This is a genomic window from Alcanivorax sp. 1008 (assembly GCF_020667895.1).
GTDB lineage: Bacteria > Pseudomonadota > Gammaproteobacteria > Pseudomonadales > Alcanivoracaceae > PGZG01.
The window spans coordinates 110,616-122,422 of the sequence record NZ_JAFMPS010000002.1; the positions used below are offsets into that span (position 1 = coordinate 110,616).

An 11,807-nucleotide genomic window follows, 5' to 3' on the forward strand; every position below is an offset into this window, starting at 1 on the left:
GAGGGCGCTCATGTCTTGGGGGGTGAGACATTCATGTCCTGAGGCAAGGTCGCCGATGTCCCCTGGCCCCAGGACGGGGTTGTCTCCCAAAGTAGGATATAACGTGTTAAGCAGACTAAGGGTGATCAGACGAAGGGAAGGCAGGACGAACAGACTAATTTGGGCCCGTGTCGCTGGTGTCTCCCCCTCCAGCCAAAATATCTGGCTAGTCCTAGGCCGCAGCTCCCTTTCGAGCAGAAATGCAGACCACTTGTAAAGGAGGAGGGACGTCGGAGTTACCAACTTTATTATGTTGTTACCGACTTTATTACGATCCCACAAATCGTCCGGCCCGGCGGTGGGGTCTGTTACCCTCCAACCAACCTGAGCCACCGTCGATGCCGGACGTCCTTCTCTATATCCCTAGCACCAACTCAGCTTGGTCAATGAGGCAATTACGAACGTCATTAATCCTAGTTGTGTTTGCTTCCTCAGGAACGCCGTTTGTGTATAGGTGGGCATGGAACACCCCCTTCTCGAACTTTCCTCCGAAAGGCATCTTTGTCTCGCTTTGAGCAAAGCTTGGATATGGCCACAGAAACGGCTGTTCGAGCCTGAAAATCCTTTTCTTTAACTGCGGGAGGTCAAAATGGATGTCGCCACTTGATTCACTCCATGGCCCTTTCAAGGCCTTGACTCCAAGAGTCATCAATACACGCCATGCACCAAAGTCGTAGCCATCTGGCGCATAAATAAGACAGCGTACGCCGGGGGAGGATGCAGCAAGGATGGATCGCGAGAGCGCGCCCCTTACCCTGTTCAGGATTTGATCATCAGTCTCCCTCTGTTCGACGTCTTCGTTAATAAATAATGCGCCCTTCCACTCCCCGTTCTTGAGTCTTGCAAATCCCGAGGATTTTACTGGCGCTAAGTATCGATCGAAATCAAGGCCGCCCGCTCTGTAATTATTGTCGGAATCGAGCCAATATCCAGATAGGCTCGCGCGGCTATAGAACCTTGAGGACGTTGCGATGTATCTATCGTCCAGCATGTTGACATCGCCAGGCTCACTCTTTCTTGGACTGCCAAAGATGGGGAGTGCGAAGGTCGACACCTCATCAAGCTCCCAGATATGGTTCCGGACGGATGCGTGGATATCGTAAATCCTCCTGCCAGGAAATTCTGGCTGACGAGGTCTGCTCCAGACATCTAGGGAAAGGCTGCAGCCCAGGAGTATCGCGTGAAGAGAGTCTGCATCTTTTGGGCATAGGTCACGCATTCGTCCTCGGGCCATCTCCGGACTGAGCTTGGCTGGTACGACCTTGGAAGATGACGATGATCCCTCTTGCTTCGCAGAAGCCCGAAATGAGGCCCATGATTTATAGCCAAACCCGCTTGCAATTGATTCCTGCAAGTGTCCACGGCTGAAGCAGATAGTGCCTTTCGCGGTCTGGATGACATCATTAACAATGTCTAATGCAATCGATATATTGCTGTTCATCGCTTTCTCCGATGCACGAATTCACTATTGGCCACCGATTACGCACTGAACTCGCGCAAGAGATCACGACAAATGTTTGGCGCGGCGGACGCCGCGATCGATTCGAGCCGGTGGCAGCTCTGGCGGATATGCCAATGCTTTTGCATGGTCCTTAAATACCACGCAACTTTACCGAAATCAACTTAGCCGATGACCCAAAAGATAAACGCCTCGATACTCAAGGCATCGAGGCGTTCGATTTTCTGCCTTATCTAAATGCGCTTACAGCTGGAATGCCGGATTGGCAGTAAGCTCAACATCCTCATCGTTTTCAATACCGACAGATACGATCAGGCAGGACGAACAGACTAATTTGGGCTCGTGTCGCTGGTGTCTCCCCCTCCAGCCAAAATATCTCGCTGCTCCTAGGGCCAAGGCCGCAGCCGCAGCCCTCTTTCGAGTGGAAATACAGACCACCTGTAATAAGAAGAGAGAAGAGGGAGCGAGGAGCCAGGGAAAGATCTGCAATGTACGCCCAAAGGAGCTACCAGGCCCCAGATGGGCCTGATTGCTGGGTGATTCGATAGATCAACAGTTTAATTGAACGCCTCGCGCCTCATGCGGGCTTTTTTATTGCCTGAAAATATCAGGCAAAACGCTCCATCACCCAGGGCAATACCTCGGCCATCAGTGCATCCACATCCGGGGCAGTCTGCTCTCCAAATGGCGGCTCAAAATAATGCTCCGCATCAATATCCAGATAGGTACGATCCGCGCTGGCCAGACTCTGCCACATTAACTGCGCATCGCCGGGATAGATTTCTTTATCGCGCAGCGCATTGACTAATAAAACCGGGCAACTCATCTGCGCAGCGTTTTTGCAAAAATCCGCATGGGAAGACAACCCGGACCAGGTCGACAGCCAGGCAGCCGGCGTTACCACCCGGCCAAAACCGATGTACTGGAAGTTCATCAGGTCAGGGCGTTCCGAAAACAGGGAGCCATAGCTGCGCTTGCTTGGATCAAGATCAGGGTCGGTGTAGTGCAGGTTGGCCATGGTGCGATAGATCACCATTACCGGCTCCAATGCGGCTCGCCGACCGATCTGCTGGCGCTCCTCAAAAGACAGGGTGTCGCGGGATGTCTTGTACAACACTTCCGCTTCCCGGGCATCATGGATCATGGCGCGAGCCAGATTATCCAGCTTCTCAACCCGGGCCCTCTGGGCGGCGCGATAGCGCGCCACAAATTCCCGGTCGTAGTGGCTCGGCTCCGGCGGCGCAACAAAACCATTGGCCGGGTTATACATATCCAGTGCCGGGTTACCAAGCAGTGGTTGCTGCTCATCAACCACTGCTGGATCAATACAGTGTTCTAGTATTTTGCCCTCGCCCGGATGGGCGGATACCGCCAGCAATCCATCGGCGGGAATCATCTCGGCCATTTGCAGCTTGGTGGGCTTGCCGGCAGCATCCACCGCCAGTCGCTCGGCGGGACTCTTCTCCGCCTGCGCCTGATAGAAGGCGAACAGCGAACCACCACCGGAATTGCCGAACAGCAGCACCTTGTCGCAACCATTGCTACGTAGATACTTCACCCCGGCAGCAACATCCAGAATAAGGTCTTCGTGAATCGCTGTGGCATCGTTGTTTAATGTGCGCGTACACAGGCCAAGCACACTGATGCCAGCGCCGACAAAGCCGGGAATACAATAGTGACGGGTAAAGTCCGCCCGGGGATGCATCACCAGCACACCGATCTTCTGCTGCCTGGCAGCTGGCGGGGTGTAGTGCAAGCCGGAAATCCAACGCATGTCCGCAGCCTGGATATGAATCGGCGTCACGGTGGTGTCTTGCGGCAGCGGGCCCTTGTAATTAAACGGCATCCCCAGCCAATAGGTTTTCGAAATCAGTAGCATGGTTTCCCCCCGGAAACAGACAGCAAACTTAGACGTAAATTTTTACTTTCGGATTTTTACGGCCCTTGTATGCAGATTCCGGAATCTGCTCCGGCGGCGTATCGAACAGTAACTTGTACGCCTCGTCGTGACTCATGCCGAATTTTTCCGTGTCAGTGTCGACACTGAATTCAATCATCAGCATATTCGGGTCAAGCAAGTACATGGACTGGCAGAAATCATGGTCCGTCTCGCCCAGCACCATCACTCCACGCTCCCGCAGTCGCTCGCGGAAAGCTTCATAACTGGCCATGTCCGGCACACGAAAAGAAACATGATTCACCCAGATCGGCAGACCCAGCCCGGTGGACGGATCGGTGCGGTAGTTCGGCTGCTCTCCGACATCATGGATTTCAAAAAAGCCCAACGCCTGCCCCATGCCCATATCGAAAAAGAAATGACGAAAGTAGCCATCCTTTAGCTTGTGGTTCTCGGTGTGTATTAGCGGCATGCCTAACTTGTCGTTATAGAACTCGTAGGTGGCACGGGTGCACTTGGTACCGAAAGCAATATGGTGAATGCCTTCCACGGGAGCAGTCAGGGTCATGATGATGTCCTCCTGTTTGAATGGGACGATTGTGCCTGCCATTCACCCTGCAGCTGCTGACCAATTCTGGTCAATCTGCCGATCACTCCGGTCAGCAACCACCTGTTGAGTTAAGCCCCAGCCACCGACAAGGCCACGCAAAGCTGGCACACTGCGCAAGTTAATGCCCAGCCGAGAGCCTGCGTGGAATACGAACTGACATTCTGGACCGTGATCATGCTGGTGGTTTCCGGGCTGGCAGCTGGTTTCGTCAATACGCTGGCCGGCGGTGGCGGCCTGTTTACCCTGTCGGCGCTGATGCTGATGGGTATTCCTGCGGACATTGCCAATGGCACCAACCGGGTCAGTGTGGCGGCCCAGTCCATAGAGGGTGTGCGCGGCTTTCATCGCCATAATGTGCTGGACAAGTCCGCCATCCGGCCGATCCTGCTACCGACACTTTCCGGCTCACTGATTGGCTCCGTGGTGGCCTCCTGGATGCCAGTGGGACTGCTTAAACCGCTGCTGCTTGGCAGCATGATTGCCATGGCGATGGTGCTGCTGCTCAAGCCTGCGGTAATGGCTCCAACTGCGGATGAGCTACCGAAAAAACTGGGCGAGTCCCCCGGCGGCTGGCTGGCCCTGTTTGGCGCTGGCCTTTACGGCGGCTTTGTTCAGGGAGGAGTCGGCTTCCTGCTACTGTTCGCACTGGTTGGCGTGCTGCGCTACAACCTGCTGGCCGGCAACGCCTTGAAGCTGGTCTGCACCGGCGTGTTCGGGGCGGTGGCGCTGACAGTATTCGCCATTCGCGGTCAGGTACTTTGGATTCCGGGCCTGATTATTACCGCCGGCACCCTTGTTGGCGTGCGGCTATCAGTGGGCTTTGCCGTCAAGGCCAATGCGGACACGTTGCGCATCGTTCTGCTGTTAGCAGTGATTGGCGCCTGTATAGCTGCATTTTTCCGCTGACGCTCCCTTTCCCCACCAATTTCGGCTTGGCAATCGGCCAACGGACTGACCCCCGGGCAACATCTCAGTCAACATTCGGCCTTTACTTGTTTCCCCCGCGCACTAGACTGGCGCGCTTTCCGCAATTGGGGACATGTCTATGGGTAAACCACGCATTGTAGTGGTGGGGGGCGGTGCCGGTGGGCTGCCACTGGTAACCCTGCTGGGGCGGAAACTGGGACGGGGCGGCCGCGCCGACGTCACGCTGGTGGACAACAACAGCTTCCATGTCTGGAAGCCCCGTTTCCATGAAGTGGCCACAGGAGCCATCGATGCGGATCTGGATGCGGTGGATTACCGCGCCCACGCCCGCCTGAATGGCTACCGCTTTGAGCCTGGCACATTAACCGGCACTGACGTCGAGGCACGCACTATTACTTTGGCCGCGCTGGCCGACGCCAGCGGCAATGAAGTGCTGCCCGAGCGACAGATCAGCTACGACTATCTGGTGCTCGCGGTAGGCAGCCGCAGTAATGATTTCGGCACACCCGGAGTGGCCAAACACTGCCTGTTTATCGACAGCCGCCAGCAGGCAGATCGCTTCCGGGAAAAATTCCTTAACGCCTGCCTGCACGCCAACTACAACAGCAAACCGCTGTCGGTGGCTATCGTTGGCGGTGGCGCCACCGGCGTCGAGCTGGCCGCCGAACTGCACCACGCCATCAGCATGCTCAAGTTCTACGGTCACGAGCAGCTTGATCGGGCTCTGCTGGATGTGCGCGTTATTGAAGGTGCGCCGCGCATTCTGCCGGTGCTATCGGAGCGCGTATCGATAGCAGCCACCGAGCGCCTGCAAGCGCTGGGCGTCACCGTCAGTACCGGCGTGGTGGTGGCGCGGGTTGAACAGGATGCCTTTGTCACCAACGAAGACGAGCGTATCGAAGCGGATCTGCTGGTCTGGGCTGCGGGGGTCAAAGCCGCCGAGCTCCTGACCCACATCGATGGCCTGACTCTGAACCGACTGAACCAGGTGGAAGTGGACAGCAATCTGCTAGCCAAAGGTCAGGAAAATGTCTTTGTTATCGGCGACTGCGCCGCCTGCCACCTACCCGGCATGGATCGACCGATCCCGCCCCGTGCCCAGTCAGCCCAGCAGATGGCCCATCATCTGGCCAAGGAGATTGAGCGCCTGCTGATGTTCAACCGCCCGCCACGACCTTTTGTCTATAAAGACCATGGCTCGCTGGTATCGCTGTCCAACTACAGCTCGGTGGGCATGCTGATGGGCAACCTGAAGGGCGGCAACTTCTTCGTTGAGGGGTGGCTGGCGCGGATGATGTATATCAGCCTGTACCGGCTGCATCAGGCAACCCTGTATGGCTGGCCGCGCACCATCATGCTGTTGCTGGCTGGCAAATTCAGCCGCCTGGTACGGCCACGTCTGAAGCTGCACTGACCCACCAGCGCAGGCGGCACAAGCCGCCTGCGACACTTTGCCACATCCCGCTTTGCTCCCCCTACCCCTAGAATCCCGCCCCATCGAAGCGCCAATTAGTCCGCGCGCTACTTATGCACCAACTAACCGGGGGTCATATGACTACTCTTCGCGCCATCGTCGTGCTGGGCAGCGCCGCCCTGCTGACCGCCTGCGGCGGCAGCTCAACAAACTCCGGAAACGCTACTCGCACCATCAGCATTCCCTTCGAAGCCTTTGCTGGCAGCACTGAAATCAGTTGCGACGCCAGCCTGCAAGGCCTCGGCATTGGTGGCAGCAGCGCCTCGTTAGCAGACTTTAAAATTTTTATTCATGACGTACGACTGGTTACCGATGAAGACGTGGAAATTCCGGTAACACTGGACGACGACAACTGGCAGGCAGACGGCATCGCCCTGCTCGACTTTCAGGACAAGGGTGACGGTTGCAATGGCGATCTGAAACCGGTGAACACCAGCCTGCGCGGCAGTGTACCGGACCAGCCAGTTGTCATTGCCGGCGTCCGCTTCAAAGTCGGCGTGCCATCCAGCCACAACCACAATAATGTGGCCACCGCGCCCACACCGCTGAACCTGCCGGGCATGTTCTGGAACTGGCAAGGTGGCTACAAGCACCTGCGTTTTGATGTGCGTCCCAACGGTGGTGTAACACGGCCCACGGATGGCGCCTGGACCAACACAACCTGGAACATCCATCTGGGTGCCACCAATTGCACGCCCGACCCGCGGGTTGATCCAAACACACCGGAAGACGTGAGCTGCGAATATAACAATCGCCCAGAGATCAGCCTGACCGGCTTTGACGATACCGCCTCTGCTATTCGCATTGACTATGCAGCACTGGTTATTGATAACGAACTATCCGAGGATGCCGGCGGCGCCCCAGGCTGCATGTCCGGCAATACCGACCCGGAGTGCACTAACGTCTTCGATAATCTTGGCATGACCCTCGGTGCAGCGGTGGGGCCGGCAAACGAGCAATCCGTGTTCTCTGTTGTTCTGCAGCCTTAATCAATCATGCGTTGGCGCCTGCTGATTCCGTTGCTACTGCCGCTGTTAAGCGGCTGCCCGGAAAGCATCACCACCATTGATGATGCCGGCGCCCTGCGCAGTGACTTTGACTGGCAGGTGCGCGCCAATATCCCATTGCCGGTTGAACCCATCGACAATGCAATGAGCGAAGCCAAGTTTCAGCTTGGCCGCCATCTTTTTTATGATCCACGTCTGTCCAGCAATGAAACTATCAGCTGCAGCTCCTGCCATCACCAAGACAAAGCCTTTGCGGATGGCCGTGTGGCGCCACGCGGTGCCACCGGAGAACTACATCCACGTAATTCCCAGGCACTGGTTAACATCGCTTATAACCCGACTCTGACCTGGGGCAATCCATCCCTGCGAACCATTGAACAGCAAATCGTTATTCCGCTGTTTGGCGAAACCCCCATTGAGCACGGAATTAGCGACGCAAATCAGGAGCTGGTACTTAACCGGATATTGTCCGAGCCACGGTATGCGCCATTATTCGACGCTGCGTTTCCGGGCCAGCCAATCAGCTACGACACCATCGTCAAAGGACTGGCCAGCTTTATTCGCGGCATGACGTCGTTCTCCAGTAACTTCGATCGTTATGAGCAGGGCGATGGCAACGCCCTGAGTGAATCAGCCAAGAACGGCATGGCGCTTTTCTTCAGCGAAGAGCTGGAGTGTTTCCACTGTCACGGCGGATACAACTTCACCGATTCAGTACAGGACCGCACCATGTTTTTGGTGGATCGACCTTTCCATAACACCGGGCTGTACAACATTGACGGGCTCGGCGCATATCCCGAACCGAATACCGGCGTGCATGAAATCACCAGCCGCGCTCAGGATATGGGCCGCTTTCGCGCGCCATCACTGCGTAATATTGCGGTCACTGCACCGTACATGCATGACGGCAGTGTCGCCACGTTGGAAGATGCGATCCGCAACTACGCCGCCGGCGGCCGCAATCTAACCGCCGGACCAAATGCCGGCGATGGCCGGATGAACCCCTACAAGGATGGCTTTATCTCCGGCTTCAGTATCACCGATGATGAGATCAACGATTTAATCGCTTTCTTGCAATCACTCACCGATGACGAGTTTCTTAACTCGGAACGCTTCGCTGACCCCTGGGCTACGCCATGAGAACTTTTTTTCTTCCCGCGTTGCTGCTGACTGCCAGCTTTAATGTTTTCGCCCATAGCATTCCCAGCGAAATTGGCCAGCCGCAACTGGACGTCAGTCTGGCGGTGACGGCACGCACTGACGGCGCCGTGGCATCCGATGAGTACTGGCGCATTCCTGGCGTCATGATGGGCGGGCACGCATGGCCGGCTCAACGGGGCATCAGCATGGACGAACTGTCCTTGTCACTGGGCTATCGCATCGACGAAAACTTTTTTGCCGTACTCAAGGCGGCACAGCATAGCGGCCATGATGATGGCCCCAGCATTGAGCATGCCTGGGTCGGATATGTGTGCTGCGATTCCGTTGGCCCGCTGGTGATTGAAGCAGGACGGATGTCCGCAGCATTTACTCCGTCCGTATCCGAGCACAGTAGCGCGCGTATTTTCAGTGATGCCACTTTGCCAGCAGATGCTTTTCTTGGCCGTCACTTTCACGACAATGGCTTTCGCCTGTGGCGCCATAATCCCCATGGAATAAGTTTCGGGGTGGAGCTCTGGCAAGGCGAGGCCTTCCCCGCCAGCGCAGATGATAGCGGCGGTGCTGCTGACCTTTTTGCCTCGCTCAATCATCAAAGTGGCAGACTAACCCTGCAAACCGGAGTGTGGACATTGTTTGCCCGCGCCACCGAGCGGCCCGATCATCGCTATAGCGACGGCCATACTCACGGTGGTATTGGCGCTGTGCCACCGCCGGATGTGCGCTTTACCGGCGACAGTGTACTCGGCGGTATTCACGCATTAATTGGCTGGCAAGTACGTTCCGATATGCGCGCGGCACTGCGCATGGAGTGGATGCAAGTAGAGGCCGACGGGGTAATCGAAGATATCACCCGGCGGGCGGCCATCGACAGCGTTTACAGCGGCATTATTGTACAGCCGGAAATTACCGTAGCCCGCCACTCCTTTGCGCTGCGCGCAGAACAGCTGGTATTGGACAACCATGTTACCGGCGCCGCAGCGCTGCCACTATCCGAGGACGCCAACCTGATCAACGATCACAATCCATGGCGACTTGGACTGGGCTGGCGCTGGCAGTGGCGCGATGCGTTGGCATTGCGTGCGGATCTTACCCGCGATGCCACCCTTGGCAGCGCTGAGAACCGGGCTGCCATTGGTCTGGTCTGGCATCAGTCGCTTACCCGACAAGGTGCCCATCAACATAGTCCCTGACACAAGTCTGCAATCAGCTCACAACAGTATTTGCATAGCGGCTTAACCCTAAGCACAATCACTGCATTACTACGAAGAGTGTCGTACGCATGACAGACCCCAGTCAGGAGATGAACGCGCCGGATCACCTTATCTGGCGTCTGAGTCATTTTGAAAACCATAACCGGGCGATCAGCTTCGTACGACAGTTTCAGGAAACGCTGTGCGTATATAGCGGGCCGGTTCAACAGCTCTATACAAACTACGAAATTTCCGTGCCGGAGCAGGACGACCGCTCGCTTATTATCCTGCCCAACCCCTATGCCTATCACGATACCTTTAATGGCATCCCGGAAGACGCCGTTAAGGAAACCGGCATCACCATTATTCCCGGTGACCTGCTTGGTAAAGAGGGGCTATATATGACACTGCCAATGCGAGACAGCAGCGGCAAACGGGTAATGCGCAATGTGCCGTTGAAAGTCGGCCTGCTCACCCTGATGCGTCAGGAAAAGCCGGAGGCACCGTTTCTACCCGTCATTACCAAGGGCGATCTGCGTTCATTCCGCAAAGACGATCCCTGCCTGCACTTGCAACGTATCGTGCCGAAAATGATTCGTGAGCGCTCCGCCATGGAAGTCGGCAGCATTCAGAGAGTGATCCGTGAAAAGCTGAAGGTATATATGTAACCAGCCACTGGCGAACCATGTTCGCCAGTGTCAGCGCACCCGCGCAGACAGGGCCTCCGGCTGCACCAGTCTGCCGGTAAACGGCAAGCGGATTTCCACCACCAGACCACCCTCCGGATGATTGCTCAGCGTCATGCTGCCATGATGCATATCAACGATACGTTTGACGATTGCCAGACCGAGACCGGAACCGCTTAGTGTGCGCGCCTTTTCACCACGTGAGAACGGCTGCAATAGTGTTGGAATATCCGCTTCATTTACGCCTTTCCCATGATCCCGAACTGTCAGCACTACAACGCCTTTTCCTGCTGAGGTACTAATCAGCACAGGCTCGGCGCCATACTTCACCGCATTGGTAATCAAGTTCGATAACAGCCGGCGAAACGTAAGACGTTTCAGCATCAGGCGCGGCACATCATGCAACGAGGTACGCACATCAATACTGGCATGACGATTACGTACCTCTTCGATCAGCACATTAATGCTTTCAAACTCCGGCACTTCGTCAGAGCCATCGCGGATAAAGGCAATAAATTGCTCAAGGATGGCATCCATATCCTCAATGTCAGCGACAATACCATCACGCAACTCCGCATCGTTCATAAATTCCGCCGACAGACGAATACGGGTTAGCGGTGTGCGCAAGTCATGGGAAATTCCCGCCAGCAACAGGGCGCGGTCACGCTGTGCATGCAACATATCCGCAGCCATGCGGTTGAACGCCTTATTCACTGCATCCAGCTCCAGCGGGCCGGCCTCCTCATCAAGCAGGGGCACCTGATCGCCACGGCCAACAATTCCCGCCACCCGCGCCAATTTGCGTAACGGATCAGTCAAGCCACGCGCAATAAATACGCCCGCCAGAAAAGCGAACAACGGCACAGTCACACCCCAGCCGATCAGCAAATAGCGATCGTAGTGGCGGAAAAACTTCATCGGCACACGAATCCACTGGTAGTCCAGACTTTGCGCGGTAACCCACAGAACCGGTGAACTGGTTTCTTCCATGCGCACCATCACCGGCTCATTAAGCAGCTCTTCAACTTCCAACTGGAAACGATCAACCAGAGGCCGGGCAATAAATGATGGCTCATCATCCGGGGGCATTCGACCGGCGGTAATCTGGATACCCGTAGCGTCCGCAATACGTCGCGCCATATCCACATCCGCCTTGCTGCCCACGGACGCGCTGGCATAGAGATGGGTCAGCTCAGCATATTCACGAATGCCGGGAAGGTAGGCGTTACGGGCAAAAAACCACAGGCTCAGCGCCTGACTGAGGCCAACGATCAGACCGGTGATAACAGCAGTACGACCAAACGCGGTACGCGGAAGAAGAAACGAGGCCATTGAACATGCATTCCCTGAGCAACAG

At 56.1% G+C, this 11,807-nt stretch carries 10 protein-coding genes; 6 read left to right on the forward strand and 4 right to left on the reverse strand.

The window, feature by feature from the left end; all coding sequences use genetic code 11:
- Positions 1-394 precede the first annotated feature (394 nt).
- The 3 genes from J1C54_RS03320 to J1C54_RS03330 all read right to left on the reverse strand — a co-directional run bounded on the left by J1C54_RS03320 (position 395) and on the right by J1C54_RS03330 (position 3,963).
- The gene (locus J1C54_RS03320; RefSeq protein ID WP_229144472.1) at positions 395-1,480 is read right to left on the reverse strand and encodes a hypothetical protein; all 1,086 of its coding nucleotides are present in this window, start codon (positions 1,478-1,480) and stop codon (positions 395-397) included.
- Positions 1,481-2,105: 625 nt separating this feature from the next.
- Positions 2,106-3,377 (reverse strand): hypothetical protein, encoded by a 1,272-nt coding sequence (locus tag J1C54_RS03325; RefSeq protein WP_229144473.1) that lies wholly within the window; start codon positions 3,375-3,377, stop codon positions 2,106-2,108.
- A gap of 28 nt (positions 3,378-3,405) precedes the next feature.
- Positions 3,406-3,963, reverse strand: coding sequence for a VOC family protein (locus tag J1C54_RS03330; protein WP_229144475.1), 558 nt, complete (start codon positions 3,961-3,963; stop codon positions 3,406-3,408).
- Positions 3,964-4,146: 183 nt separating this feature from the next.
- On the opposite strand from J1C54_RS03330, the gene J1C54_RS03335 reads away from it, so the two are divergent.
- The 6 genes from J1C54_RS03335 to J1C54_RS03360 all read left to right on the forward strand — a co-directional run bounded on the left by J1C54_RS03335 (position 4,147) and on the right by J1C54_RS03360 (position 10,432).
- Positions 4,147-4,911 (forward strand): sulfite exporter TauE/SafE family protein, encoded by a 765-nt coding sequence (locus J1C54_RS03335; protein ID WP_229144477.1) that lies wholly within the window; start codon positions 4,147-4,149, stop codon positions 4,909-4,911.
- A 139-nt stretch (positions 4,912-5,050) separates the two neighbouring features.
- The gene (locus tag J1C54_RS03340) at positions 5,051-6,346 is read left to right on the forward strand and encodes an NAD(P)/FAD-dependent oxidoreductase (protein ID WP_229144478.1); all 1,296 of its coding nucleotides are present in this window, start codon (positions 5,051-5,053) and stop codon (positions 6,344-6,346) included.
- Between the two features lie 137 nt (positions 6,347-6,483).
- The gene (locus J1C54_RS03345; RefSeq protein WP_229144480.1) at positions 6,484-7,395 is read left to right on the forward strand and encodes an MbnP family copper-binding protein; all 912 of its coding nucleotides are present in this window, start codon (positions 6,484-6,486) and stop codon (positions 7,393-7,395) included.
- 6 nt (positions 7,396-7,401) lie between these two features.
- Positions 7,402-8,553: a methanobactin export MATE transporter MbnM gene (locus J1C54_RS03350; RefSeq protein ID WP_229144482.1), complete on the forward strand. Its 1,152-nt coding sequence runs from the start codon at positions 7,402-7,404 to the stop codon at positions 8,551-8,553.
- Entirely contained in the window at positions 8,550-9,764 is a 1,215-nt protein-coding gene (locus J1C54_RS03355; RefSeq protein ID WP_229144484.1) for a hypothetical protein, read from the forward strand. The genes J1C54_RS03350 and J1C54_RS03355 overlap by 4 nt, the downstream gene beginning before the upstream one ends.
- A gap of 89 nt (positions 9,765-9,853) precedes the next feature.
- Positions 9,854-10,432, forward strand: a complete 579-nt coding sequence (locus tag J1C54_RS03360; RefSeq protein WP_229144485.1) for a hypothetical protein — start codon at positions 9,854-9,856, stop codon at positions 10,430-10,432.
- Positions 10,433-10,462: 30 nt separating this feature from the next.
- On the opposite strand, the gene J1C54_RS03365 is transcribed toward J1C54_RS03360, so the two are convergent.
- Positions 10,463-11,782 carry an ATP-binding protein gene (locus tag J1C54_RS03365; RefSeq protein ID WP_229144487.1) on the reverse strand — a complete coding sequence of 440 codons (1,320 nt, stop codon included), beginning with the start codon at positions 11,780-11,782 and terminating at the stop codon, positions 10,463-10,465.
- Positions 11,783-11,807 lie beyond the last annotated feature (25 nt).